At 69.9% G+C, this 24,992-nt stretch carries 23 protein-coding genes and 2 pseudogenes; 18 read left to right on the forward strand and 7 right to left on the reverse strand.

Annotated elements, in window-relative coordinates:
* Window positions 1-43 precede the first annotated feature (43 nt).
* The gene (locus KUM38_RS11510) at window positions 44-682 is read right to left on the reverse strand and encodes a TetR/AcrR family transcriptional regulator C-terminal domain-containing protein (RefSeq protein WP_217129208.1); all 639 of its coding nucleotides are present in this window, start codon (window positions 680-682) and stop codon (window positions 44-46) included.
* A 460-nt stretch (window positions 683-1,142) separates the two neighbouring features.
* On the opposite strand from KUM38_RS11510, the gene KUM38_RS11515 reads away from it, so the two are divergent.
* The 7 genes from KUM38_RS11515 (at window position 1,143) to KUM38_RS11540 (ending at window position 6,368) form a co-directional block, all read left to right on the forward strand.
* Complete coding sequence (locus KUM38_RS11515; protein ID WP_254396989.1) at window positions 1,143-1,490, forward strand: hypothetical protein; 348 nt, start codon at window positions 1,143-1,145, stop codon at window positions 1,488-1,490.
* Between the two features lie 226 nt (window positions 1,491-1,716).
* Entirely contained in the window at window positions 1,717-2,934 is a 1,218-nt protein-coding gene (locus KUM38_RS11520; protein ID WP_217129209.1) for an FAD-dependent monooxygenase, read from the forward strand.
* Between the two features lie 5 nt (window positions 2,935-2,939).
* Entirely contained in the window at window positions 2,940-4,136 is a 1,197-nt protein-coding gene (locus tag KUM38_RS11525; RefSeq protein WP_217129210.1) for an FAD-dependent monooxygenase, read from the forward strand.
* 126 nt (window positions 4,137-4,262) lie between these two features.
* Window positions 4,263-4,709 (forward strand): hypothetical protein, encoded by a 447-nt coding sequence (locus KUM38_RS42860; RefSeq protein ID WP_302181202.1) that lies wholly within the window; start codon window positions 4,263-4,265, stop codon window positions 4,707-4,709.
* A 293-nt stretch (window positions 4,710-5,002) separates the two neighbouring features.
* Window positions 5,003-5,371 (forward strand): beta/gamma crystallin domain-containing protein, encoded by a 369-nt coding sequence (locus tag KUM38_RS41750; protein ID WP_254396990.1) that lies wholly within the window; start codon window positions 5,003-5,005, stop codon window positions 5,369-5,371.
* Window positions 5,372-5,760: 389 nt separating this feature from the next.
* Complete coding sequence (locus tag KUM38_RS42865; RefSeq protein WP_302181193.1) at window positions 5,761-5,886, forward strand: hypothetical protein; 126 nt, start codon at window positions 5,761-5,763, stop codon at window positions 5,884-5,886.
* Window positions 5,887-6,101: 215 nt separating this feature from the next.
* Entirely contained in the window at window positions 6,102-6,368 is a 267-nt protein-coding gene (locus tag KUM38_RS11540) for a hypothetical protein (RefSeq protein ID WP_254396991.1), read from the forward strand.
* A 183-nt stretch (window positions 6,369-6,551) separates the two neighbouring features.
* Here the strand turns inward: KUM38_RS11540 and KUM38_RS11545 are convergent.
* Window positions 6,552-6,710, reverse strand: a pseudogene (locus tag KUM38_RS11545) (transposase); the annotation flags it as partial.
* 112 nt (window positions 6,711-6,822) lie between these two features.
* Here KUM38_RS11545 and KUM38_RS11550 point away from each other — a divergent pair.
* Window positions 6,823-7,077 (forward strand): hypothetical protein, encoded by a 255-nt coding sequence (locus KUM38_RS11550; protein ID WP_308408947.1) that lies wholly within the window; start codon window positions 6,823-6,825, stop codon window positions 7,075-7,077.
* A 196-nt stretch (window positions 7,078-7,273) separates the two neighbouring features.
* On the opposite strand, the gene KUM38_RS11555 is transcribed toward KUM38_RS11550, so the two are convergent.
* Window positions 7,274-8,803 (reverse strand): UDP-N-acetylglucosamine 1-carboxyvinyltransferase, encoded by a 1,530-nt coding sequence (locus KUM38_RS11555; protein ID WP_217129211.1) that lies wholly within the window; start codon window positions 8,801-8,803, stop codon window positions 7,274-7,276.
* Window positions 8,804-8,867: 64 nt separating this feature from the next.
* Window positions 8,868-9,074 (reverse strand): DUF4236 domain-containing protein, encoded by a 207-nt coding sequence (locus tag KUM38_RS11560; RefSeq protein ID WP_217129212.1) that lies wholly within the window; start codon window positions 9,072-9,074, stop codon window positions 8,868-8,870.
* Between the two features lie 297 nt (window positions 9,075-9,371).
* On the opposite strand from KUM38_RS11560, the gene acnA reads away from it, so the two are divergent.
* The 4 genes from acnA (at window position 9,372) to KUM38_RS11580 (ending at window position 15,137) form a co-directional block, all read left to right on the forward strand.
* On the forward strand, window positions 9,372-12,095 hold the full coding sequence (acnA, locus tag KUM38_RS11565) for an aconitate hydratase AcnA (protein WP_308408948.1): 2,724 nt from the start codon (window positions 9,372-9,374) through the stop codon (window positions 12,093-12,095).
* Window positions 12,096-12,218: 123 nt separating this feature from the next.
* Complete coding sequence (locus KUM38_RS11570) at window positions 12,219-12,605, forward strand: hypothetical protein (RefSeq protein WP_217129214.1); 387 nt, start codon at window positions 12,219-12,221, stop codon at window positions 12,603-12,605.
* Between the two features lie 13 nt (window positions 12,606-12,618).
* Window positions 12,619-13,851, forward strand: coding sequence for a caspase family protein (locus KUM38_RS42870; RefSeq protein WP_217129215.1), 1,233 nt, complete (start codon window positions 12,619-12,621; stop codon window positions 13,849-13,851).
* A gap of 191 nt (window positions 13,852-14,042) precedes the next feature.
* A complete protein-coding gene (locus KUM38_RS11580; RefSeq protein ID WP_217129216.1) occupies window positions 14,043-15,137 on the forward strand; it encodes a lytic polysaccharide monooxygenase in 1,095 nt (364 codons plus the stop codon).
* A 61-nt stretch (window positions 15,138-15,198) separates the two neighbouring features.
* Here KUM38_RS11580 and KUM38_RS11585 read toward each other — a convergent pair whose 3' ends face one another.
* On the reverse strand, window positions 15,199-16,191 hold the full coding sequence (locus tag KUM38_RS11585; protein ID WP_217129217.1) for an acetylxylan esterase: 993 nt from the start codon (window positions 16,189-16,191) through the stop codon (window positions 15,199-15,201).
* Window positions 16,192-16,455: 264 nt separating this feature from the next.
* On the opposite strand from KUM38_RS11585, the gene KUM38_RS11590 reads away from it, so the two are divergent.
* Genes KUM38_RS11590 through KUM38_RS11610 form a run of 5 tightly spaced genes read left to right on the forward strand, consistent with a single transcriptional unit; the run spans window position 16,456 to window position 22,228 of the window.
* A complete protein-coding gene (locus KUM38_RS11590) occupies window positions 16,456-17,448 on the forward strand; it encodes a sugar ABC transporter permease (protein WP_217129218.1) in 993 nt (330 codons plus the stop codon).
* The gene (locus KUM38_RS11595) at window positions 17,442-18,323 is read left to right on the forward strand and encodes a carbohydrate ABC transporter permease (protein ID WP_217129219.1); all 882 of its coding nucleotides are present in this window, start codon (window positions 17,442-17,444) and stop codon (window positions 18,321-18,323) included. The genes KUM38_RS11590 and KUM38_RS11595 overlap by 7 nt, the downstream gene beginning before the upstream one ends.
* A gap of 55 nt (window positions 18,324-18,378) precedes the next feature.
* On the forward strand, window positions 18,379-20,034 hold the full coding sequence (locus tag KUM38_RS11600; RefSeq protein WP_217129220.1) for an extracellular solute-binding protein: 1,656 nt from the start codon (window positions 18,379-18,381) through the stop codon (window positions 20,032-20,034).
* A complete protein-coding gene (locus KUM38_RS11605; RefSeq protein WP_217129221.1) occupies window positions 20,031-21,548 on the forward strand; it encodes a xylan 1,4-beta-xylosidase in 1,518 nt (505 codons plus the stop codon). Before KUM38_RS11600 ends, KUM38_RS11605 begins: the two co-directional genes overlap by 4 nt.
* The gene (locus KUM38_RS11610; protein ID WP_217129222.1) at window positions 21,545-22,228 is read left to right on the forward strand and encodes a hypothetical protein; all 684 of its coding nucleotides are present in this window, start codon (window positions 21,545-21,547) and stop codon (window positions 22,226-22,228) included. Before KUM38_RS11605 ends, KUM38_RS11610 begins: the two co-directional genes overlap by 4 nt.
* A 33-nt stretch (window positions 22,229-22,261) precedes the next feature.
* On the opposite strand, the pseudogene KUM38_RS11615 reads toward KUM38_RS11610, so the two are convergent.
* A pseudogene (locus KUM38_RS11615) lies at window positions 22,262-22,913 on the reverse strand (transposase); the annotation flags it as partial.
* Between KUM38_RS11615 and KUM38_RS43255 the strand changes: the two are divergent.
* A complete protein-coding gene (locus KUM38_RS43255; RefSeq protein ID WP_217129223.1) occupies window positions 22,898-23,086 on the forward strand; it encodes a Beta-galactosidase C-terminal domain in 189 nt (62 codons plus the stop codon). The pseudogene KUM38_RS11615 and the gene KUM38_RS43255 sit on opposite strands and share 16 nt — an antisense overlap.
* Here the strand turns inward: KUM38_RS43255 and KUM38_RS11625 are convergent.
* Complete coding sequence (locus KUM38_RS11625) at window positions 23,032-24,990, reverse strand: alpha-glucuronidase (protein WP_217129224.1); 1,959 nt, start codon at window positions 24,988-24,990, stop codon at window positions 23,032-23,034. The two genes, KUM38_RS43255 and KUM38_RS11625, sit on opposite strands and share 55 nt — an antisense overlap.
* Window positions 24,991-24,992 lie beyond the last annotated feature (2 nt).

A 24,992-nucleotide genomic window follows, 5' to 3' on the forward strand; every position in this document is an offset into this window, starting at 1 on the left:
GCCGCGGTGCTCGCGACGGTGCTGGTGCGCAGGCGCGGGTGAGTCACGTGTCCAGCCGGGCGGCGATCCCGTCGAGGACCATGCCGAGGAGCCGTTCGAACCGCCGGTCGCCGTCGTCGTGGAGGTGCCCGGCCTCCTTGACCAGTGACGCACCTTCGCCGAGCCAGGCGTCGCGCTGGTCGATCGAGTAGCGCGACGGATCGGTCCCGGCGGCCTGGCGCCTCTCCTGCTCCTCAATGACGAAGCCGACGACGAACGCGGTGACCAGGTCGATGGCGTCGTCCGCGTCGGCGGGCTTCCAGCCGGACGCGGTCCAGCGTTCGAACAACGGCTCCTTCATGCGGACCACGTCCGGGTCGGTGATCCGGGTGCCGCTGAAGATGCGGGCCCCGTCGCGGTGGAGCAGGTACTCCGAGCGCAGCACGCGGGAGTAGGCGGCGAGGTCGTCGCGCCACCCGTCGCCCGGCGGGACCGCGGCGAGGGCGCCGGCCACGCGGCGCATGACCTCGGTGGCCATTTCGTCGAGCAGCTCCTGCTTGTTGCGCACGTGCCAGTAGAGGGCGGAGGCGCGGACGTCCAGCCGGGAGGCGAGCGCGCGGACGGTGAGGGCGTCCATGCCCTGGTCGTCGAGGAGTTCGAGCGCCGCCGTGACGATCTGCTCCCGGGTGATGCCCTTGGTCATGATTGACACCTTAACAGTGTTCAGGCATGCTGGCTACGGCGCTGAACTTAGTTAAGGAGAGCCCGTGATGAGTGCTGCAGTCGTCACCGCCCCCGATGCGTCGCCCGTCTGCGCCGACTTGCCCGAGCCGACGGTTCCGCCCGGTTCCGGGCCCCTGCACCTCGTCGGAGCCGGCCTGGACAACCACGTGCGCGGGCCGACCACCTGGCGGCACTACGGCCGTGGCCGGCTGAGGTATCCGCCGGTACGGGCGACTGGTCTGCACCGGGTGCGCGCGTCCGCCCTTCGGGACGATGGCCGAGCGGCTGGTCGCTCCCTTCCAGGCGGAGGTCCGGCGGGGGGCGGATCCACTCGCGATCGCCGCGGGCATGAACCCCGGCCCGTCGGGCTGGATGGTTCTCACCGCGCGACGCAAGGAAGTGGGGGCGTTGGGCACCGTGCTGGTGCTGGGCGCCACGGGATGTCGGGCAGCCTCGCCGTGCAGGGGGCGCCGGCGTTCGGGGAGGAGCGGGTCATCGCGGCCGGGCGCGATCCGGAGGAGCTGGAGCGGCTGCGCGGCGCGGGAGCGACGACCGTGTCGCCGGCCCAGGAGGGGCCCGACGGTCTGGAGCAGGCTCTGGCCGATGCGGTGTCCGAGACATCGCCCGGTCTCGTGCCGGACTGCCTGTGGGGGCCCGTCACCGAGGCCGCCTTCGCCGCGCTGGGCCGCAGCGGCGAGGACACCGAGGCGAATACGGCCTACGTGTGGATCGGCTCGCTCGCGGGCCTGGAGGCGTCGCTGCCCGCGGACCTGCTGCGCGGCCGGTGAATCCGGATCACCGGGAGCGGCGTCGGACCGCGGTCAGCCGGGGAGACGCTCGCCGAGGCGCCCGAAGTCATGGCCCGCTTCGCCGTCGGGCCCCTGCAACTGCCCTGGACCGCGTTCCCGCTGAGCCGGGTCGGTGAGGCATGGGCACACACCGGCCGCAGCCGCGCCGTCGTCGTGCCGGATTGAGCCATCCATTCATCAGAACGTGATCGGAGAAAGGAAAGCCATGCAGAAGAGGGCATTAGTGGTGGGGCTCGGGATAGCGGGGATGTCCGCGGCCATCGGGCTGCGCCGGGCCGGTTGGACGCCTGTGATCGTCGAACGGGCACCCGAGCGACGTACCGGGGGCTACTTCATCTTCATGTTCCCGGAGGGTGTGCGGGCCGCGGCCGACCTGGGGATCGCCGACCACCTGCACACCCGCAACCCGGAATGGCGACCGGGCGGGAACTCGTGGTCGGTGGATCGCCGGGGCAGGCGGAAGCCGGCTCTGGGACTGCTGGACGCGCCCAGCGGGCTGGCAGCGGTGCTGCGCAGCGACATCGAGGCCGCGTTGTGGCAGGGCATCACCGGCGACGGGACCGAGGACGCGGTCGAGGTACGGTTCGCGACCACTCCGGTCGAGATCACCGAGGGCGCCGGCGGGGTGCGGGTCCTGCTCGAGGACGCCGGCACCGGGAAGCAGTACCGCGAGGACTTCGATCTCGTGGTCGGCGCCGACGGGATGCGCTCGAGCGTGCGCCGGATGGTGTTCGGTCCGGACGAGGACTACCTGGCGAACTGGAAGGCGATGATCTGCGCGTTCCAGATGAAGGAGCAGGTGCCTTCCTACGAGGCGAGCGACAGCATCATCGTCTCGCGCCCCAAGCGTGCGATGTGGGTGTTCGGACTCGCCGACCACGCGCCCTGCGCGTGGCTGACCTACCGCACCGAGGACATCCCGGACCGGTTCGCCGGGTCGTCGATCGAGCAGGTGCGCGCGGCCTTCTCCGGGATGGACGACGACCCCGTGGTGCGCCACGTCCTGGACTCCCTGGAGCAGGCCCCTGACCACGTCTTCGACTCGATCCACCAGGTGAAGATGGACCGGTGGAGTACGGGGCGGGTCGTGCTGGTGGGGGACGCGGCCTGGTGCATGAACACCTACTCGGCCATGGGCTCCTCGTCCTCGCTGCGCGGCGGCGCCGCACTGGGCGCGGCCCTGCAGGAGCACCCCGGCGACCTCGCCGCCGCCCTGGACGCCTGGGAGGCCGGCCTGCGTCCCTACATCACCAGCCAGCGGCGCTCCGCACGGATCAAGCAACAGCGGTTCGTACCGTCCAGCCGCCCGGTCCAGGTGCTGGTTTCGGGCGTTCTCGATCTGGTCCGCAGGGTCGTCCACCGCCGGCTGGCGGCGGAGTTCACCGCGGCGGCGGCCGCTGTCCCGTCCGGCACGGCGCGGTGACGGCCATGCGGAAGAGGGCGTTGGTGGTGGGGCTCGGGATCGCGGGGATGTCCGCGGCGATCGGGCTGCGCCGGGCCGGTTGGACGCCGGTGATCGTCGAACGGGCGCCCGAGCGGCGCACCGGGGGCTACTTCGTCGGGCTGTTCCCGGAGGGCCGGCAGGCCGCGGTCGACCTGGGCATCGCCGACCACCTGCACACCCGCAACCCGGAACGGGCGGCCGGCACGAATGCGTGGTCGGTGGATCGCCGGGGCAGGCGCAGGCCGGCTCTGGGATTCCTGGACCAGCCCGGAGGGCCGGCAGCGGTGCTGCGCGGCGACATCGAGGCCGCGCTGTGGCAGAGCATCACGGGTGTCGAGGTGCGGTTCGCGACCACTCCGGTCGAGATCACCGAGGGTCCTGCCGAGGTGCGGGTCCTGCTCGAGAACGCCGGCACCGGGAAGCAGTACCGCGAGAGCTTCGACCTGGTGGTCGGCGCGGACGGGATGCGCTCGAGCGTGCGCCGGATCGCGTTCGGTCCGCACGAGGACCACCTGACCACGTGGAACGCGATGATCTGCGCCTTCCAGCTGAAGGAGCAGGTGCCCACGTACGAGGCGAGCGACAGCATCATCATCGCGCGCGCCAAGCGGGCGGTGTGGGTGTTCGGGCTCGCCGACCACGCGCCCACCGCGCTGCTGACCTACCGGACGAGGGACATCCAGGAGCAGTTCAGCGGGTCGCGGGTCGAGCGGCTGCGCGCGGTCTTCTCCGGGATGGACGACCCCGTGGTGCGCCACGTCCTGGACTCCCTGGAAGAGGCCCCTGACCACCTGTTCGACTCGGTGCACCAGGTGCGGATGCCGCGGTGGAGCACGGGGCGGGTCGTGCTGGTGGGGGACGCGGCCTGGTGCATGAACCTCTACTCGGGCATGGGCTCCTCGTCCTCGCTGCGCGGCGGCGCCGCACTGGGCGCGGCCCTGCAGGAGCACCCCGACGACCTCGCCGCCGCCCTGGACGCCTGGGAGGCCGGGCTGCGTCCGTTCATCACCAAGCACCAGCGCACCGCGCGGCTCAAGCAGCAGATGTTCGTCCCGTCCAGCCGTCGGGCCGAGGCGCTGCGCTCGGTCCTCGTCGGTCTGGCCCGCAGGATCCGCGGCCGCCAACCGGCGACGGAGGCGGGCGGGCCGCAGGCCATGGCGCGGTCCGGCACGTCGCGGTGACGACGGTGTCCGCGTCGACGAGGGACGATCCGTGTCGCCGGAGCCTGGTGCGCTGCGGGCATCGTGGTGGCCGGGGGGCTCGCGCCCCTGCTCGTGACGGATTCGGCCCTGCCGATGATGCTGGGGATGCTCGGTCTGATCCTCTTCCTGCTCGTGCACGACAGCATGACCTACGGCTGGCGCGGTGCCCCGGGGTTCTTCGCCGGCGCGTACCCGGTGGCGTTCGCGTTCGAGGCGCCGGCCCCACGATGGGCCCCGTCCGGAGATCCTCGGCGTCCGGCCCACGGTGCCGCCCTGGCCGTCGCGCTCGGCGGTGCCTGCCTGGCCGGCGTCGGCCTGCCGCGGGCCGGGCCGGGCGTGTTCGGTCCGGTGGCCTTGGACCCGACCGTCTCCCGTCTCATCGGCACACTCGCCGGCCCGCAGAAATCGGACCAGCACAACGAGGAGACATCCGTATTGGCGTCAACAGCCATGGTCTCGCACCTCAGGCCTGCTCGCCCTTATTTCCTGTCCTCCCGGTCATTTCCCCGAGGAAAGAGGGCATTTCCTGGGGCAATGCGTATCGAGAAGTGAAAAAAACAGGCCAAGCGTAGGTCGCCGGGTGGCATCATTTTCACGCGGCGTGCACCGGTCGGCCGCATCGGGCCCCGACGCGCCAAATGCCGGGGCCATTACAGGCCGCCGGCGGCTCCGGCGCGACCTCAGCACAACCCCAATGCCATTGCGGAAAACCGCCGTTGACAATCACAGGGCCATGCTTTTAGCGTGAAAATCGCATACCGGCAGGCGAAACGCCCGTCAATTTTGTTGCGCCACGACAAGCTCTCGCCGGACGGCCGGTACCCCCCAAAAAAAGGAGTCAGAGGATGCTGTCCAGGAAACTGCGTCTCGCCCTTCCAGTAGCCGCGGCCGCCGTCATGGCCGTCGTCATACCGGCCGGAACAGCACACGCCATCGACAAGGTTGACTGCGGCCCGTCCGACTATCTGCGAGCCGATGTGCACGGCCAGGACTACATCGGCTCTTTCAACTTGAGTTTCTGCTTCGCCAACAAGGGCACCTACAACTTCGCAGCGAGCGGGCCGGGCACCGCCGTGTGGGTCGACAAGATCTCCACCGGAAACAACAGGGTCAAGTACCACGACGTGAACGGGACAACCGTCACCTACCCCAAGCACTACATCATCACCTTCCCCAACAGGCCGCCCCACGTCGACTGGATCGAAATCCTGTAACGGAGTGGCGTGCCGCTGCCGGCTTCGCTCACCCCGCTACCCGGCAGCGGTACCCGTTCAGTGTGAAGTCGTGCGACACCGGGCCGCCTTGGCCTCGCGCCTTCGCGAGTGTGCCTTCACGGAACACGCGCGCCGTCGATGGGCGCTGAAGAACCCCTGATTGTCGGAAAGGGCGAGGAACGTCCTCCTGTCCATGCCCAGTCGGCATGGACAGGGGTGCTCGCATCGGCATCACCGGCCGGACCGATCCACTGGTCGGATCACCGAAGAACGTCCGACGTACCGACCGGACGGAGCGCCGCGTGGACAAGTCGCCCCTCACTGTGCCGAACCCCGTTGCCGTCACCGGATGCGCGACCGCAGACCGTCGACACCACGAAGGAGACAGGATGCGCACCGGACTTGTAGGCGGCCGCCTGGTGTTGGTCGTCGGCGTCAGCCACCAGGCCGTCGTCGAAGGCCAGTACGGCTACTCCATGTCGCGTCGTCGGGCGGGCGGGTGCAGAGGCCGGTGATCCGCGGCCCAAGGAGCAGGGCTTGTCGCCGACCGGCCCGGGCGGGCTGACGCAGCAGCTGAACCGGACGGTGCTGGAGACCTCCCGGCAGGAGGGAATGACCGGACATCCGGCTATGAGAAGCACGACGCCTAGCCAGAGGCGGTCTGCTGGCAACGTCCGTAACAGAACGCGACGCAAGGCCGTGCTCACCGAGTATCGATCGACCCGAACTGATGACAACCCAGGTGTGCCGCCGAATTGAGGACGATGCTGCGGCACACTCATCGAGAAACGAGGAGAAAATGCTGAAAACGCCGGTGCGCAAGAACCTGGCCATCGGGCTGGTGATCACGACCTTCATGACGACGCTGATGGTGGTTATGGCGGACGACGGCAGCAAGATGGAGGAATTCAGGATGTCGCTGATGGTGGGCTTTTTGATTACGGGGGCGGTGACAGGGGGTACCTGGCTGCTGCAGCGGAAACGTTCGGCACCGTGACGGACGTTGGAGCACGGGCCCTGCACGTGCCGGCGCTCCAACGGCATCACCTTGTCAGTGAGCCTCTTTCATCCTGTGGTGACCGGTGAAATATGCTGGTGAGCGGCTGTGGTGACGAGGCAGGGTCACGTCCCTTCCGGTGGTGTAGGCGATCAGTTGCCTGATGCGGCGAGGGAAGGCGATCCATTCGTTGGGGAGTTCGGCGAGGACCGGGGTCGCGAGGCGAAGGACGGCGAGCGGGTTGGGGAAGACCTGGACGACGTCGGTGCGGCGTTTGATTTCCCGGTTCAGCCGTTCCAGCGGGTTCGTGGACTGGATCTTCTTCCAGTGCTGGTGCGGGAAGTCTGGCCCGATCCGTTCGTGGAGCCGATTTTCGTGGCGATGCTGGAAGCGTTGGGGGTCCACTCCGTCTCCGACGGCTGATGTCCACAAGAACGGGGTGGAAGAGGCGAGGGTGCGCGAAGCGCTGTTCGGCCTCGGAGCCTACGTCGGAAAGGTCCTGGTCCGACGGACCGGCGCGACGTGGATCGACTTCGACGCCGACCAGCGGTCCTACTTCGGGGAGCCGACCGGGGTACGCATGCCGGACGGCCGGGTGTGGAACCCCTTGGGCAAGGTCCGCAACTGTTTCGCGGTGGGAAGCTCCCAGGAATCGCTCCGCACGTTTTATCTGACCCTGCATGGCAGGGCTCCGGGGCCAGGGGCCTGACACCGAGAGGAAAGCCGGTGCCCTGCCCGTGCCCGACACGTGCAGCGCCGGGCAATCCGTCCTCAGCCTCTGAAACCGACAGTCTCCCGGCTCGACCTAAAAGTCCCCGAGAAGTCCCACAGACCGAGCCGAACCCCCTCCTGGCTTGCATAAGTGCCGGTCAGGAGGGGTTTCGTGCTGTCTTTTCCTAGAGATTTCAAATGTCCCGGAAGATCTCGATCTGCGCCCCGATCGAGTTCAGCCGCTCCGCCAGGTCCTCGTAGCCGCGGTTGATGACGTACACGTTGCGCAGGACCGACGTGCCCTCCGCCGCCATCATCGCCAGCAGGACCACCACGGCCGGACGCAGCGCCGGCGGGCACATCATCTCCGCGGCGCGCCAGCGGGTCGGCCCCTCGACCAGGACGCGGTGCGGGTCGAGCAACTGCAGGCGGCCGCCGAGGCGGTTGAGGTCGGTCAGGTAGATGGCGCGGTTGTCGTAGACCCAGTCGTGGATGAGGGTCTTGCCCTGGGCCGTCGCCGCGATCGCCGCGAAGAACGGGACGTTGTCGATGTTGAGGCCCGGGAACGGCATCGGGTGGATCTTGTCGATCGGCGCCTCCAGCTTGGAGGGGCGGACGGTGAGGTCCACCAGCCGGGTGCGGCCGTTGTCGGCGAAGTACTCCGGTGTGCGGTCGTGGTCGAGGCCCATCTCCTCCAGGACCGCCAGCTCGATCTCCAGGAACTCGATGGGGACCCGGCGGACCGTCAGTTCCGACTCCGTCACCACGGCCGCGGCCACCAGGCTCATCGCCTCGACCGGGTCCTCGGAGGGGGAGTAGTCCACGTCGACGTCGATGGTGGGCACGCCGTGCACGGTGAGCGTGGTGGTGCCGATGCCGTCGACCTTGACGCCCAGCGCCTCCAGGAAGAAGCACAGGTCCTGGACCATGTAGTTGGAGGACGCGTTGCGGATGACGGTGGCGCCGTCGTGGCGCGCGGCGGCCAGCAGCGCGTTCTCGGTGACCGTGTCCCCGCGCTCGGTCAGCACGATCGGGCGGTCGGGAGCGACGGAACGGTCGACCACCGCGTGGTACTGGCCCTCGGTCGCGGCGACGTCCAGGCCGAACCGGCGCAGCGCGATCATGTGCGGCTCGACGGTGCGCGTGCCGAGGTCGCAGCCGCCGGCGTACGGCAGCATGAAGCGGTCCAGGCGGTGCAGCAGCGGGCCGAGGAACATGATGATGGAGCGGGTGCGGCGGGCGGCGTCCGCGTCGATGGCCGGGAGGTCCAGCTCGGCGGGCGGCACGATCTCCAGGTCGACACCGTCGTTGATCCAGCGGGTGCGCACGCCGATGGAGTTCAGCACCTCCAGGAGGCGGTAGACCTCCTCGATGCGGGCGACGCGGCGCAGCACGGTGCGGCCCTTGTTGAGCAGCGAGGCGCACAGCAGTGCCACGCACGCGTTCTTGCTCGTCTTCACGTCGATGGCGCCGGAGAGCCGGCGGCCGCCCACCACGCGCAGATGCATCGGACCGGCGTAGCCCAAGGAGACGATCTCACTGTCCAGGGCCTCGCCGATCCGGGCGATCATCTCAAGGCTGATGTTCTGGTTGCCGCGCTCGATCCGATTGACGGCGCTCTGGCTGGTGTTGAGCGCCTCGGCGAGCTGCGTCTGCGTCCACCCGCGGTGCTGCCGGGCGTCACGGATGAGCTTGCCGATGCGTACGAGGTAGTCGTCTGACATGAGGATGAGGTTATCTCAGATATGAGATGGCGCCTCCTGGGGTGTCCATTCGGGTGACGCGACGTCAGTGTCCCCTGGTGCGACGGGTCTGACGAGTCCGGCGCCATCCGAAAGGTCCGGGCAAATCCACCGATGTCGTACGACGTCCCGTGCTGCTCCAGGTGTGCCGGGGGCCGTTCCCGCCGCCGGTGGTGATGGACCACGACCGCTTGTTGATGTTCAGCCGCACCCCCGGAAGGATCCGAAAGCTCTTGCGAAACGTGAGCGGCATTCCTGTACCCCTTCCCGTCCGGAACCGACTCCGTCCCGGTCGGTTACCCCGTCCGGGCGCACTGATGGCATGCGGCGGCGGTGCGGCGGCGGGGGGTGTGGTGAGGCGTGCCGGGTCCGGGCATGACCATTCCGCCCTCGTGTACTAGAGTTATCTCGACATCGAGATATCTGCCGAGGCGCACCGCAGCCGCCACCCTGGTAAGGGCTACCTAACTTAGCCTTACCTTAGCGGATAGGCCAGGGCGGCGTGGCGGCAGGATGCGGTGGTACGCGCACATCAATGAAGGAGACTGTCGTGTCGGCGAACAGCTTCGACGCCCGCAGCACGCTGCAGGTGGGCGACGAGTCGTACGAGATCTTCCGGCTGGACAAGGTCGAGGGCTCCGCGCGCCTTCCCTACAGCCTGAAGGTGCTGCTGGAGAACCTGCTCCGCACCGAGGACGGCGCGAACATCACCGCCGACCACATCCGCGCCCTCGGCGGCTGGGACTCCCAGGCCCAGCCGTCGCAGGAGATCCAGTTCACGCCGGCCCGCGTGATCATGCAGGACTTCACCGGCGTGCCCTGCGTCGTGGACCTCGCCACCATGCGTGAGGCCGTCAAGGAGCTCGGCGGCGACCCGAACAAGATCAACCCCCTCTCCCCGGCCGAGATGGTCATCGACCACTCCGTCATCGCCGACAAGTTCGGCACCAACGACGCCTTCAAGCAGAACGTCGACCTGGAGTACGGCCGCAACCGCGAGCGCTACCAGTTCCTGCGCTGGGGCCAGACCGCCTTCGACGACTTCAAGGTCGTCCCGCCCGGCACCGGCATCGTCCACCAGGTGAACATCGAGCACCTGGCCCGTGTGGTGATGGTCCGCGACGGCAAGGCCTACCCGGACACGCTCGTCGGCACCGACTCGCACACCACCATGGTCAACGGTCTCGGCGTGCTCGGCTGGGGCGTCGGCGGCATCGAGGCCGAGGCCGCCATGCTCGGCCAGCCGGTCTCCATGCTGATCCCGCGCGTCGTCGGCTTCAAGCTCACCGGTGAGCTCAAGCCCGGCACCACCGCCACCGACCTGGTGCTCACCATCACCGAGATGCTGCGCAAGCACGGCGTCGTCGGCAAGTTCGTCGAGTTCTACGGCGAGGGCGTGGCGGCCACGAGCCTCGCCAACCGCGCCACCATCGGCAACATGTCGCCGGAGTTCGGCTCCACCGCCGCGATCTTCCCGATCGACGACGAGACCCTGAACTACATGCGCCTGACCGGCCGCAGCGACCAGCAGGTCGCCCTCGTCGAGGCGTACGCCAAGGAGCAGGGCCTCTGGCTGGACCCGCAGGCCGAGCCGGACTTCTCCGAGAAGCTCGAGCTGGACCTCTCCACCGTCGTCCCCTCCATCGCCGGCCCGAAGCGCCCGCAGGACCGCATCGTCCTCGCCGACGCCAAGGCCCAGTTCGCCCAGGACGTGCGCAACTACGTCAAGGACGGCGGCGACGTCGACGAGGCCGGCCAGGAGTCCTTCCCCGCCTCCGACGCCCCGGCCATCTCCAACGGCGCCCCCTCCCACCCGGTCGAGGTCACCGCCGCCGACGGCACGACCTACACGCTCGACCACGGCGCGGTGACCGTCGCCGCCATCACCTCCTGCACCAACACCTCCAACCCGTACGTCATGGTCGCCGCCGCGCTGGTGGCCAAGAAGGCGGTGGAGAAGGGCCTGACCCGCAAGCCGTGGGTCAAGACCACCCTCGCCCCGGGCTCCAAGGTCGTCACCGACTACTTCGACAAGGCGGGCCTGACCCCGTACCTCGACAAGGTCGGCTTCAACCTCGTCGGCTACGGCTGCACCACCTGCATCGGCAACTCCGGCCCGCTGCCGGAGGAGGTCTCCCAGGCGGTCAACGAGCACGACCTCGCCGTCACCTCGGTGCTCTCCGGCAACCGCAACTTCGAGGGCCGGATCAACCCCGACGTCAAGATGAACTACCTGGCGTCCCCGCCGCTGGTCGTCGCCTACGCGATCGCCGGTTCCATGAAGGTGGACATCACCCGCGAGGCCCTCGGGTACGACCAGGACAACAACCCGGTCTTCCTGAAGGACATCTGGCCCTCCGAGGCCGAGGTCAACGACGTCGTCGCCAATGCCATCGGCGAGGACATGTTCTCCAAGTCCTACGCCGACGTCTTCGCCGGTGACGCCCAGTGGCAGGCGCTGCCCATCCCCACCGGCGACACCTTCGAGTGGGACGCCGAGTCCACCTACGTCCGCAAGCCCCCGTACTTCGAGGGCATGGGCATGGAGCCGGCCCCGGTCGAGGACATCACCGGCGCCCGCGTGCTGGCCAAGCTGGGCGACTCGGTCACCACCGACCACATCTCCCCGGCCGGCGCCATCAAGGCCGACACCCCGGCCGGCAAGTACCTCACGGAGCACGGCATCGAGCGCCGCGACTTCAACAGCTACGGCTCCCGCCGCGGCAACCACGAGGTCATGATCCGCGGTACGTTCGCCAACATCCGCCTGCGCAACCAGATCGCGCCGGGCACCGAGGGCGGCTACACCCGCGACTTCACCCAGGACGGCGGTCCGGTGTCGTTCATCTACGACGCCTCCCGCAACTACATCGAGCAGGGCATCCCGCTCGTTGTCCTGGCCGGCAAGGAGTACGGCTCCGGCTCCTCCCGCGACTGGGCCGCCAAGGGCACCGCGCTGCTCGGCGTCAAGGCCGTCATCGCCGAGTCCTACGAGCGCATCCACCGCTCGAACCTCATCGGCATGGGCGTCCTGCCGCTGCAGTTCCCCGAGGGCCACACCGCCGAGTCCCTCGGCCTGACCGGCGAGGAGACCTTCTCCGTCGCCGGCGTCACCGAGCTGAACGAGGGCACCACCCCGCGCACGGTGAAGGTCACCACCGACACCGGCGTCGAGTTCGACGCGGTCGTCCGCATCGACACCCCCGGTGAGGCCGACTACTACCGCAACGGCGGCATCCTGCAGTACGTGCTGCGCAGTCTGATCCGCAAGTAAGCGGTACGGCAGGGCAGTCGAGGGCCGTATCCCCGGTGACGGGGGTACGGCCCTCGCCGTTGCCGCCGTTGTACGCTGAAGTCTCACCGGATGACGGGGGTGGCGGTGGGCCGCACGGAACGCATGCGTCTTGTCCTGGCCGGCGGTCAGGACAGCGACCAGGAAGAACTCGACCAGCTCACAGCCCAGTTGCGCGAACGACTGCTCGAACTGGACGTCGACGACGTCGAACCGGTCCGCTCCGGGGACGTCCCCGACGGAGCGAAGCCCGTGGACGCGATCGCCGTCGGCGCGCTCGCCGTGACCCTGGCGCCCATCGCGCTGCGCTCGGTGCTCGACCTGGTGCGGACCTGGATCGAGAACCGCCCGGTGCGCACGGTCAGCATCTCCCTGGGCGACGACAGCCTGGAGCTGGAGGCCGTCTCCTCCGCCGACCAGCAGCGGATCGTCGACGCCTTCCTGGCCGCGCACGGTCCTGAGGCGGAACCGTCCGACGGCCAGGGGGAGTGAGGGACGTACGACCGTGTCCGCGGGACGCCACGCCCTCCTCGTCGCGACGGGCCGGTACGACAACGAGGCCCTGCGGCGGTTGCGTTCACCCGCCAGGGACGCCCAGGCACTGGCGGAGGTGCTCGAGGACCCGAGGATCGGCGACTTCGAGGTGAGCACGGTCGTCGACGGCCGCCACCAGGAAGTGACCCGGGCCATCGAGCACTTCTTCCTCGACCGCCGCAGGGACGACCTGCTCCTGCTGCACATCTCCTGCCACGGCCTCAAGGACGACCACGGCGAACTGCACTTCGCCGCCACCGACACCGACCGGCGGCTGCTCGCCTCCACGTCCGTCCCCGCCCTGTTCGTGCACCAGCGGATGCGCGCCTGCCGGGCGCGGTCGATCGTCCTGCTCCTGGACTGCTGCTACAGCGGTGCCTTCCTGGCCGGCGGCAAGGGCGACGCCACGGTCCACGTCAAGGACGAGCTGGCCGGCCACGGCCGTGCGGTGCTCACCGCGACCAACCGCACCGAGTACGCCTTCGAGGGCGAGCGGATCACCGAACTCGACCCGGAACCCTCGCAGTTCACCGGGGCCGTCATCAAGGGCCTGAGCACCGGCGAGGCGGACCGCGACCGGGACGGCCTGATCGGCGTGCACGAGCTGTACGACTACGTGTACGACGAACTGCAGGCCGCCCGCGTCACCCAGCGCCCGCAGATGTGGGCGGAGCTGGAGCGCCGGGTGGTGGTCGCCCGTGCGGTCCCGGTCTCGCCCGCGCCGGCCCCGGTCTCGTCCGAGTCGGCTCAGACGCCGCCCACGTATCGGTATTCGCCTCGGCTCGGTCCGGCCCCGGCGCCCCCGCCGAGCTGGTCCGCCCCGGCCCCCGCGCCCCCGCCGCGCTCGTCCGTGCCCGTGTCCACGACCGTCCCCCCGCCCCCAGGGCCCCCGGCCGAGCACACGAACGGCGCATGGGACGACGACAGCTCCCTCGACCCCCTCCTCCGCCTCACCGAGGCCCTCATCGCCCTCCCGTGCGTACAGGACCCGCAAGCCCGGATCCAGTTCGCGATCCTCCTCGGTGAGAAACTGGGCCGCCACATCGATCTGCGGGGCGTCCGACTCCGCGAGGACGCCGTCGCGATCGCCCGCGCCGTCCAGAAGGCGCCGCGTGGAGACGCCGCCCTGACGAGAGTGGTCTTCCTCCTCGAAGGCGGCGAAGTCGCCCGCGACCTCCGACGGGTGATCGACGGCGACGGCTGACCCGCCGCACAACTCCGGGGCGCAGCAACCGTTTACAAGCGCGCTGCCCCGCGCTACCGTCCCCTCACGGGCGAGGTGGGAGCGCTCCCATGCTCCGGCGGACCGGAACCCGCCGTCGGGACACTCCCACCTCGCCCCCTCCACGCACCCCTGCATGATCCGTCAACCCCACAGCCGCGGACAGGTGTGTCATGATCACAACAAAACCGGAGAGCGAAGCGGCTTCCCGATCGGCGCTCTCCACCCGCACCCGAGCCCTCTTCCTCGTCCTGGTCTCCCTGCTCGCCACCGTCCCGGCCATCGGCCTGGTCGTGACGGCGGGCGGTGAGGCCGAAGCCCACGGCACCCCCATGAAGCCCGGCAGCCGCACCTTCCTGTGCTGGCAGGACGCGTTGACCGACACCGGCGAGATCAAGCCGGTCAACCCGGCCTGCAAGACCGCCGCACAGGTCAGCGGCACCACCCCCTTCTACAACTGGTTCTCCGTCCTGCGTTCCGACGGTGCCGGACGCACCCGGGGCTTCGTGCCCGACGGGGAGCTGTGCAGCGGCGGGAACACCAACTTCACCGGCTTCGACACCCCCAGCGCCGACTGGCCGCTCACCCATCTCACCGCCGGCGCGACCGTCGACTTCTCCTACAACGCCTGGGCCGCCCACCCCGGTTGGTTCCACGTGTACATCACCAAGGACGGCTTCGACCCGACCCAGCCCCTCACCTGGGCCGACATGGAGGAGCAGCCCTTCCTCACCGTCGACCACCCGCCGCTCAACGGGTCCCCGGGCAGCGTCGAGGCCGACTACCGCTGGAGCGGACAGCTCCCGGAGGACAAGTCCGGCCGCCACATCGTCTACATGGTGTGGCAGCGCTCGGACAGCCAGGAGACCTTCTACTCCTGCTCCGACGTCGTCTTCGACGGCGGCAACGGCGAGGTGACCGGCGTCAAGGACCCCGGCGACCCGACCGACCCCGACCCCGTCCCGGGGGAGTGCACCGCCACCCGCAGCACCACGGGCAGCTGGAGCGGCGGCCACCAGTCCGAGGTGACCGTCACCAACAGCGGCGACGTGCCGATGCTCGGCTGGATGGTCGACTGGACCCTCCCGGACGGCCAGAGCGTCGACAGCCTGTGGGGCGGCGACGCCACCTACGACGGCCAGGACGTGATGGTCCACAACGCCGGCTACAACGGCTCCCTCGATCCGGGGGAGAGCACGACGTTCGGCTATGTGGTCTCCGGCCCGGGCGGTGACAGCACGACGACCCTGCCCTGCCGGGTCGGCTGAGCGCCCCCGTGGGCGGCCCGACGGCGTGTCCGGTCGTCATCGGTGCCGCCCACGCATCCCTTCAGCCGTCCAACAACGGCCCGAGCCAATCCAGTTGACGCCGCACATGCACCGCGTCCCCGCCCTCGTGCCCGTTGAAGGGATAGGCGTGGAGCACCTTGGCCGGGTCCCCGCCCGTGCGCTCCGCGTACCGGTTGAACGCCGCGTACGCCCCGCTCGGCGGACAGACCGTGTCGCGCAGCCCGACCCCGAAGTGGGCCGGCGCGTGCGCGCGCCGGGCGAAGGACACGCCCTCGACGTAGGAGAGGGTGCGGTAGGCGGCCTCCTCGGCGCCCCGGTGGACCGCGAGGTAGGCGGTGATCTCGCCGTACGGGGGCACGTCGGTGAGGTCCAGGGCGCGGTGGATGCCGCACAGCAGCGGGGCGGTGACCAGGAGCGCCGCCAGGTCCGGTACGAGGCCCGCCACGGCCAGTGCGAGTCCGCCGCCCTGGCTGTTGCCCACGGCCGCGACGCGGCCGGCGTCCACCCCCGGCAGCGCGCGCACGGCGGCCACCGCGCGCACCGCGTCCGTGATCAGCCGGCGGTAGTGGTAGTCCCCCGGGTCGAGCAGACCGCGGACCGCCGGGCCGGGGCCGCCCGGCGCCATGGTGTGCGGGTCGCGGGTGTCGCCGCCGCAGCCGTACTGGTCGCCCTGGCCGCGGTTGTCCATCAGCAGATGCGCGTACCCGGCGTTCACCCAGGTCAGCCGCTCGTGCGGCAGCCCGCGTCCGCGCCCGTACCCCGCGAACTCCACCACCGCCGGAAGGGGTTCGGCCATTCCCGCGGGAAGGCTGAACCAGGCGCGCACCGGGTCGCCCGCGAAGCCGCGGAACGTCACGTCCCAGGTCTCGGTGAGCCGCAGCCCGTTCTCCACCGGCCGGACCGAGACCAGCGGATCCCCCTCGGCCGACGCCTCCTCCAGCGTGCGCTCCCAGAAGGCGTCGAAGTCGGCGGGCTCCTCGATGTCCGGGCGGTGGCGCTCCAGTTCAGCCGGGGACAGGTCGAACGCGGGCACGGGGCACCTCGCAGAGTCGAAGCGGAATCGAACGGGCGGTACGGCCGATCGTTGCGGGCGCGCACCTGAAATTTCCGGGGACGTTAACAGATCAAGACCCGCTTCCACAGCCGTGTGCACCGGATTCGTCGCCGTCGGGACCTCGGAAATTTCCGGCGTGCACCACCCATTGACACCGCTTACTGCTGCTCATAAGTTGCCGCAAGTTATCGGCAAGAGCTCGAAAGTTTCGGTTCCGCTGCACAGGCACGGGAGGTCCGAGCAATGAGCACCCCCACCACGTCGGCTCCACCGCCGGGCACGCAGGACCCGCCGCCGACGAAGGCGCCCCCACGGCGCACACGCTCACCCGCGCGCACCGGCTGGCGGCGCGCGCTGCGCAGGGACTGGCAGTTGTACTCGCTGGCCGTGCTGCCGCTGCTGTTCTTCCTGGTGTTCCGCTATCTGCCGATGATCGGCAACGTGATCGCGTTCCGCCGGTTCGAACCGGGCGGTTCGGTCTTCGGCGAGTACTGGGTGGGACTGCGCTACGTCGAGATGTTCCTGTCCGACCCGACCTTCTGGCAGGTGTTCAGGAACACCCTGTGGATGGGCGGACTCACGCTCGTCTTCTGCTTCCCGATCCCGATCGTGCTCGCCCTGCTGCTCAACGAGGTGCGCCGGAAATCGCTGAAGCGGTTCGTGCAGTCGGTGTCGTACCTGCCGCACTTCCTGTCGATCGTGATCGTCGCCGGCATCACGCTGCAGATGCTCGCCACGGACGGCCCGGTCAACCACGTCCTGGGCTGGTTCGGGCACGACCCGATCCGGTTCATCCAGGAACCCGGCTGGTTCCGCGCCATCTACGTCGGCTCGGAGATCTGGCAGACCGCCGGCTGGGGCACGATCCTCTACCTCGCCGCGCTCACCACCATCGACGAGGACCTGTACGAGGCCGCCCGCATCGACGGAGCCAACCGCTGGCAGCAGATCTGGCACGTCACCCTGCCCGGCATCCGCCCCACCATGATCACGCTGCTGATCCTCAACATCGGCACGTTCATGGCCGTCGGTTTCGAGAAGGTCCTGTTGCTCTACAACCCGCTGACATATCCGACCGCCGACGTGATCTCCACCTACCTCTACCGGACCGGCGTGGAGTCCAACAGCTTCAGCTACGCCGCCGCGATCGGCCTGTTCGAGGCGGTCATCGGCCTGGTCCTGATCACCTCCGCCAACCAGCTGTCGCGCCGCACCGTGGGGACGAGCCTGTGGTGAGCGTCAACCGGCCGACGCGCGGCTACCGCGTCTTCCAGGGCGTCAACGGCGTGATCCTCACCCTGGTCGTCCTGGTGACGCTGTACCCCTTCGTCAACATCATCGCCCGCTCGTTCAGCGGGGAGCGGCAGATCCGCGCCGGTGAGGTGACCCTGTGGCCCAAGGGGTTCAACCTCACCACCTACGACATCGTCGTCTCCGACTCGATGTTCTGGCGCAACTACGGCAACACCGTCTTCTACACGGTGGTCTCCACCGCCGTCGCCATGGTGCTGACCACCTGTTACGCCTACGTCCTGTCGAAGAAGAACCTCAAAGGGCGCGGCGCCCTGGTCGGCATCGCCGTCTTCACCATGTTCTTCACCGGCGGCCTGATCCCCCACTACGTCCTGATCACCAGCCTCGGCCTGAAGAACAGCGTGTGGGCCATCGCCCTGCCGAACGCGATCAGCGTCTTCAACCTGCTGGTGATGAAGGCCTTCTTCGAGAGCCTGCCGACCGAACTGGAGGAGGCCGCGCAGATCGACGGCCTCAGCACGTACGGCATCCTGCTGCGGATCGTGCTGCCGCTGTCCAAGGCGGTCGTCGCGACCATGGTGCTCTTCTACTCGGTGTCCTTCTGGAACTCCTGGTTCTCGGCGTTCCTCTACATGGACCGCACCGAACTGATGCCGGTCACGGTCTATCTGCGCAACCTGCTCGCGGGCGCCACCGGAGGCACCGGCGCCGGCGCGGCCACCGAGCAGCTCACCCAGGTCTCGGCGAACATCCAGGCCGTCACGATCGTGCTCACCTCGCTGCCGATCCTCTGCCTGTACCCGTTCGTGCAGCGCTACTTCGTCTCGGGCGTGATGCTCGGCGCGGTCAAGGGCTGACGGCCGCACCCCTCCCTCCTCCACCCCGAACCGCCGACGCACCAAGGGAGTCCCCGTGAAGAACACCGGACAGCTGTCGCGGCGCCAGATCCTCGGCGCCGCCGGATTCATCGGCCTCGCCGCCCTCACCGGCTGCGGCAGCGGCGGCGACGACGACGCCAAGGACCTGTCGAAGAAGCGCGACGGCGCCATGAAGAACTACCGGGCCGGCGAGCAGTTCAAGGCCACCGAGCCGCTGACCTTCTCCGTCCTGCACAACAACAACCCGACCTACCCGCTGAAGGACGACTGGCTGTTCTGGAAGGAGCTCACCCGGCGCACCGGCATCACCCTCGAGGCCACCCCGGTCCCGCTGAGCGACTACGAGAAGAAGCGCAGCCTGCTGATCGGCGCGGGCGACGCCCCCCTCCTCATCCCCAAGACCTACCCGGGCGCGGAGACCGCGTTCGTCTCCTCGGGCGCGATCCTCCCGGTCAGCGAGTACGTGGACCTGATGCCCAACTTCCGGGACAAGGTGAAGAGATGGAACCTCCAGCCGGAGGTCGACTCGCTGCGCCAGTCCGACGGCCGCTACTACCTGCTGCCCGGACTGCACGAGAAGGTCAAGCAGAGCTACTCGCTGGCCTTCCGCACCGACGTCCTCGACAAGCACGGCCTGACCCTGCCCACCACCTGGGACGAGGTGTACGAGACCTTCAAGGCACTCAAGGAGGAGTACCCCGACCGCTACCCGTTCACCGACCGCTGGAGCACCAACACCCCGTTCCCCGTCGGCGCCCTGTCCCAGTACCTCGGCCAGGCGTACGGCGTCCGGGCCGGCTGGTCGTACCTGAACACCAGCTGGGACGCGAAGGCGCGGAAGTTCGTCTTCACCGGCGCCACGGACGCCTACCGCGGTTTCGTCGAGTACCTGCACAAGCTGGTCTCGGAGAAGCTGATGGACCCCGAGAGCTTCACCCAGACCGACGACGAGGCGGTCAGGAAGATCCTCTCGGAGAAGTCCTTCGCGATCAGCGCCAACCCGCAGGAGCTGGTGCAGAACTACCGCTACAACCTCGGCAAGCAGGTCAAGGGCGCCACCATCGAGATGATCCCGGTGCCGATCGGACCCGCCGGACCGGTCGTGCTGGGCGGCGCCCGCCTGGAGAACGGCATGATGATCTCCAGCAAGGCGCTGGAGGGCGACGACTTCGTCGCCCTGATGCAGTTCGTGGACTGGCTCTGGTACTCCGACGCCGGCCAGGAGCTCTGCAAGTGGGGCGTGGAGAACACCACCTTCACCCGCTCCGGGCCCGGGCAGTACGAACTCAAGCCCGGCATCAGCCTCATGGGCTCGGACCCGGACGCCCCGAAGGACCTCCAGAAGGACTTCGGCTTCCACAACGGCGTCTTCGCCTACGGCGGCAGCTGGGCCCTGGTCTCCTCCTCCTTCGGCCCCGACGAGAAGAAGTTCACGGACGCCATGGCCTCCCGCGAGCAGATGCCCGTCGACCCGCCCCACCCGCTGCGCTCCGAGGAACAGGAGCAGGCCACCCTGTGGGACACCCCGCTGAAGGACCACGTCACCCAGAACACCCTCCAGTTCGCCCTCGGCAAGCGCCCGCTGTCCGAGTGGGACGACTACGTCAAGGAGCTGAAGGCCAAGAACATGGACCGGTTCATCGACCTGCACAACCAGGCCTACGAGCGGTTCAAGGAGGAGAACGCGTGATCCGCGTTCCCGACGCGCCGAACGGCCGGCTGCCCGACGCCTGGCGGTCCTGCGTGGGCACCGGCCGCCTCGACCTCGCCCTGCGCCGCGACTACCAGGACTCCCTCGCCCTGCTCCAGCGCGACATCGGCTTCCGGTACCTGCGCGGCCACGGCCTGCTCAGCGACGGCCTGGGCGTCCACCGCCCCTACGAGTGGCAGGGCACCCGCCGCACCCACCACTCGTTCACCTACCTCGACCAGGTGCTCGACGCCTGCCTCGGCCTCGGCATCCGCCCCTTCCTCGAACTCGGCTTCATGCCGGGCGCGCTGGCCTCGGGGGAGCAGACGGTGTTCTGGTGGAAGGGCAACGTCACCCCGCCCGCCGACGAGAAGGAGTGGACGGACCTGGTCCGCGCCGTCCTCGCCCACCTGATCGACCGCTACGGCGCCGACGAGGTGCGCACCTGGCCCGTCGAGGTGTGGAACGAGCCCGACCTGCCCGACTTCTGGCTCGACGCGGACGAGACGGCGTACCACCGGCTGTACGAGGCGACCGCGCACGCCGTGAAGGAGGTGGACGACCGGCTCCAGGTCGGCGGTCCGGCGCTCTCGCCCGGCGCCGACGGCTGGCTGGAGCGGTTCGCCGCGTTCGCCGAGCGGCGTGACGTGCCCGTCGACTTCGTCTCCCGGCACGCCTACAGCTCCGGACCCGCCCGGCACGTCCCGTTCGGCGTCCACCAGACACTCGCCCCGGCGAGCGACCTCCTCGACCAGTTCGCCGAGCCCCGCCGGTCCCTGAAGGGCACCCGGCTGGCGGGCCTGCCCGTCCACATCACCGAGTTCAACTCCTCCTACCGCCCCGACAACCCCCTCCACGACACCGCCTTCCACGCCGCCTACCTGGCCCCGGTCGTCACGGCCGGCGGCGACCACGCCGACTCCTTCTCCTACTGGACGTTCAGCGACGTCTTCGAGGAGACCGGCATCCCGACCGCGCTCTTCCACGGCGGCTTCGGCCTCCTCGCCCACCGCCAGGTGCGCAAACCGACCTACCACCTGTACGCCTTCATGGCCCGCATGGGAGAGCGGCAACTGGCGCGGGGAGACGACCACTTGGTGACCCGGCACACCGACGGCCGGGTCACCGTCCTGGCCTGGGCCCCCGTCGACCCGACCGGTGAGACACCCGGCCCGGACCGGCACACCCTGCGCCTGTCCCTGCCGGTCGGCACCACCCCGCGCGGCGAGGCGTTCGTCCGCCGGTCCTCCGCCGACGAGGAGCGCGGCAACGCGTACACCGCCTGGCGGCACATGGGCAGCCCCCGCTCACCGAAGCCGGGGCAGTTCCACGTCCTGCACGAGGCCTCCGAACCGGCCCGCGCCCACCACCGGCTGCCGATCGAGGACGGCCGCGTCGACCTCGCCCTCACCCTGGCCCGCCACGAGATCACCCTCGTCGAGCTGACCCCGGTCGACGACGAGACCCCGCCCTGGTGGGACGAGCGGCGGCTGCTCGGCCGGGAGACGCCGTGAGCACCGTACGGACCGACGCCTTCGGCACCGGGCCGCTGTCCCGGGCCGCCGCCCTGATCCACACACTCGTCACCGTCGAGGCCCTGCTGCTGCTCACCGCGGCGCCGGGCCTCGCCGGCCTCTTCCTGCTCGCCCCCGACCCCGCCAACCTTCCCCTCGCCGCCCTCTGCCTGCTGCCCCTGGGCCCGGCCGCCTCCGCCGCCCTCCACGCCCTGCACCACCGCAGCCGCGACCTCACCGCACTCCACCCGGCCCGCGCCTTCCTGCGCGGCTGGCGACTGGGCGCCCTGCCCGTGCTGAAGCTGTGGGCGCCGCTGCTCGCCTGGCTCACGGTCATCGCCTTCACCCTCACCCACTTCTCCGTCACCGGACTGCCCGGCTGGTGGGCGGCGCTCCTCGCGCTGATCGGCACCGGCTCCCTCCTGTGGGGCGCGCACGCCCTGGTCCTCACCACCCTGTTCACCTTCCGCGCCCGCGACACCGCCCGGCTCGCCGCCTACTTCCTGCTGCGGCACCCCCGCGCCACCCTCGGCGCCCTCTCCCTGCTGATCCTCACGGCAGCCGGCACCGCCCTGCTCACCGAGGCCCTGCCCGCCCTGCTCGCCGCCCCCCTGCTGCTGTCCCTGCTGCACAGCAGCCGCCCGGTGATCGCCGAGACCCAGGAGGACTTCACCGCATGACCGTTCCTGAAGACTGAGCACGAGTCGCACAGGCTCAGCCGCATGCCCCGAACGGTGTTGGGCACGCTGGTCCCCCGCGTTCGCTCCGCGTCCGGGCGGCACGGATCGTGTCCGTGGTCCAGGAAAGCGGGGGCGGGTTCCCTCACGTCCCCGGGTGCGGTGCCCAAGGGCGCGCCGTCCGCTCGCGACGCTCGCCGCGTCGTGACGGGTGGTCTTGCGGGTCTTCGTGGTGAGGGACTTGCGCCAGTGCTGCGCGCCCCACTCGGAGGCGTAGGCCGGGTCCACGACGACGATGGTGATCCCAGCTCGGCGGCCCCATGCTGACCAGTCGGGCCCGCAGTCCGGCGACGGGCATGCCGGAGATCAGCTCGCGGAACCTCTTTCGCCTGCCGTGTTTCTCACGCGTCTTCTCCGCCTGGAAGCCGAGGTCCTCGATCGCGATGCTCAGCCCGTGCCGGCCCGCCCGGTTCGCCGCTGCACGGTCGGCCCGCTCCTCGCCCCGGTGACGGAACACCACCGTCCTGGAAAGCACGTACCGGCCGTGCCTGCCGTTGGCCAGATGCGCCAATGGGGCCGGGAGCTTGATCGATACCTCGCCGTCAGGGGTGACACGGATCGTCTCGTTCCCGTACCGCTTGCCGGACTCGCCGTCGGCGGCGAGGAACCAGCGTGCGGCCTCCCACTTCACCAGAGCCGGCATCAGCATCCCCACCCACCGCCGCCACCGATCCGCTCACCGGCAGACACGCCGAGCGGGACGAGCCGTTCACCCTCGACCCGCTCGGCGTGGCGGTCCTGCGTCTTCAGTGGATGGTCCGCCCCCGCGCGTCCGGCACCCCGGACTTGCGCAGGAAGTAGCTGTTGACCTGGTCGCGCCACTCGCGGGCGCTGCGCAGCTGCTCCTCGAACCGCTCGGTCACGCGCGCGTGCCGGGCGGGCTCCACCAGGTCCGCGAGGCCCGCCCACACCCGGCGGGCCTCCTCGGCCTCCTCGACACCCTCGAAGTGCGTGTCGTAGATGTGCTGGATCACCGTCTTCCCGCTGCGCAGCACATGCCCGTACGGCACGTGGTGGAAGAACAGCAGCAGCTCGTCGGGGCAGGTGTCCGGCGACTCGTACACCGTCGCCCACGGCTTGGCGTACTGACCGGCGTACCCGGTGCCGGTCGCCGCACTGCGGTCCACGCCGACGCCGTCCCGGTCGGCGAAGTGGTAGGTGCCCCAGGGGCTGTACTCGTAGCCGTCCACGCTCGGCCCGTAGTGGTGCCCCGGCTGCACCATGAAGCCCACGCCGAGCGGCGCGGTGTACTTCTCGTACGTCGACCAGGAACCGTCGAGCACCGCGTGCAGTCCGTCGGCCAGCCGCTCCTCCGCCCCCGGATGGGTCAGCGCGATCCACTCGTCGAGGACCGCCCGCGGATCCGCCGCCGGGTCCCAGGCGAGGCGCCCGAAGGTGTAGAGGTTGGCCTGTGCGAGGGGGTGCCCGGTCCAGAACGGGTCGTCGCCGGCGTTCGACACGGCCACCAGACCGTCCGCCAGCCGCCCGGCGCTCACCTCGCCGTCCGGACGGAACCGCAGCGCCTCGCTCCACATCGGGCCCAGCCAGCACACGTGCCGCTGCTGCCCGGTGTACTCCTGCGTGACCTGCAGTTCCACCGCGAGCCGGGTGTCCGGCATGGCGCCGATCAGCGGGGAGACCGGCTCGCGCACCTGGAAGTCCATCGGCCCGTGCTTGACCTGGAGCACCGCGTTCGCCGCGAACTCCCCGTCCAGCGGGGTGAAATGGTCGTACGCGGCCCGCGCCCGGTCGGTGCTCCGGTCCCGCCAGTCCTGGTGGTGGTCGTAGACGAACGCCCGCCAGTGCACCGTGCCGCCGTACGGCTCCAGCGCGGCGGCCAGCGTGTTCGCGCCGTCGGCGTGCGAGCGGCCGTACGCGAACGGGCCGGGCCGGCCCTCCGAGTCGGCCTTCACGACGTACCCGCCGAAGTCGCCGATCTCCTCGTACACCCGGCGCGTCGCCTCCGCCCACCAGCCGCGCACCGCCTCGTCCAGCGGGTCCGCGGTGGGCAGCCCGCCCAGCACCATCGGCGCGGCGAAGGTGACCGACAGATGGGTGCGGATGCCGTACGGCCGCAACACGTCGGCGATGGCGGCGACTTCACCGATCCGGTCGGTGAGCAGACGCGCCTCGGCCGCGTGCACATTGACGTTGTTGACGGCGACGGCGTTGATCCCGCACGCCGCGAGCAGCCTGCCGTACGCCCGCACCCGGTCGACGTCCCCGCGCGCCCGCCCGTCCGCCCAGAACAGCGAACCGCCCGCGTAGCCGCGCTCGACCTGGCCCATGACCGGGTGCACGGCCACGTTGTCCCAGTGGTCCAGCATGCGCGAGGCGTACGCCGGACGGTGCTCCTCACGGGCGCGCTCACCGGCGAAGGCGTCCTCTCCGAGCCGTACGACGTGGAACAGGCCGTACAGCAGCCCGCGTCCGCCGGACGCGGTGACGGTCGTGGTGCCGTCCCGGCGCATCAGCGCGAAACCCTCCTCACCCAGCCCGTCCGCCAGGTCGAGAACCAGCTCGGCGTCCTCACCGCCGTCCCGCACGACCCGTCCGCCGAACCGCGCGCAGGCGTCGGCCAGTTCGCCGTACACGGTCTCCATCAGCGGCCCGTCGCCGGCGCGTATCAGCGAACGTCGACTGCCGACCGCCCGGAACGCGTCCGCCGGCAGCCAGGCCGCGTCGAAGTCCCCCGAGTACGTCATCC

The organism is Streptomyces sp. AC558_RSS880, assembly GCF_019049255.1.
In the GTDB taxonomy this organism is placed as follows: domain Bacteria; phylum Actinomycetota; class Actinomycetes; order Streptomycetales; family Streptomycetaceae; genus Streptomyces.

Bases quoted from the DNA above. Each gene is read 5' to 3' on its own strand.
- KUM38_RS11510 (WP_217129208.1), bottom strand. From the start codon at position 682: ATGACCAAGGGCATCACCCGGGAGCAGATCGTCACGGCGGCGCTCGAA.
- KUM38_RS11515 (WP_254396989.1), top strand. From the start codon at position 1,143: ATGTCGGGCAGCCTCGCCGTGCAGGGGGCGCCGGCGTTCGGGGAGGAG.
- KUM38_RS11520 (WP_217129209.1), top strand. From the start codon at position 1,717: ATGCAGAAGAGGGCATTAGTGGTGGGGCTCGGGATAGCGGGGATGTCC.
- KUM38_RS11525 (WP_217129210.1), top strand. From the start codon at position 2,940: ATGCGGAAGAGGGCGTTGGTGGTGGGGCTCGGGATCGCGGGGATGTCC.
- KUM38_RS42860 (WP_302181202.1), top strand. From the start codon at position 4,263: ATGCTCGGTCTGATCCTCTTCCTGCTCGTGCACGACAGCATGACCTAC.
- KUM38_RS41750 (WP_254396990.1), top strand. From the start codon at position 5,003: ATGCTGTCCAGGAAACTGCGTCTCGCCCTTCCAGTAGCCGCGGCCGCC.
- KUM38_RS42865 (WP_302181193.1), top strand. From the start codon at position 5,761: ATGCGCACCGGACTTGTAGGCGGCCGCCTGGTGTTGGTCGTCGGCGTC.
- KUM38_RS11540 (WP_254396991.1), top strand. From the start codon at position 6,102: ATGACAACCCAGGTGTGCCGCCGAATTGAGGACGATGCTGCGGCACAC.
- KUM38_RS11555 (WP_217129211.1), bottom strand. From the start codon at position 8,803: ATGTCAGACGACTACCTCGTACGCATCGGCAAGCTCATCCGTGACGCC.
- KUM38_RS11560 (WP_217129212.1), bottom strand. From the start codon at position 9,074: ATGCCGCTCACGTTTCGCAAGAGCTTTCGGATCCTTCCGGGGGTGCGG.
- KUM38_RS11570 (WP_217129214.1), top strand. From the start codon at position 12,219: ATGCGTCTTGTCCTGGCCGGCGGTCAGGACAGCGACCAGGAAGAACTC.
- KUM38_RS11580 (WP_217129216.1), top strand. From the start codon at position 14,043: ATGATCACAACAAAACCGGAGAGCGAAGCGGCTTCCCGATCGGCGCTC.
- KUM38_RS11590 (WP_217129218.1), top strand. From the start codon at position 16,456: ATGAGCACCCCCACCACGTCGGCTCCACCGCCGGGCACGCAGGACCCG.
- KUM38_RS11625 (WP_217129224.1), bottom strand. From the start codon at position 24,990: ATGACGTACTCGGGGGACTTCGACGCGGCCTGGCTGCCGGCGGACGCG.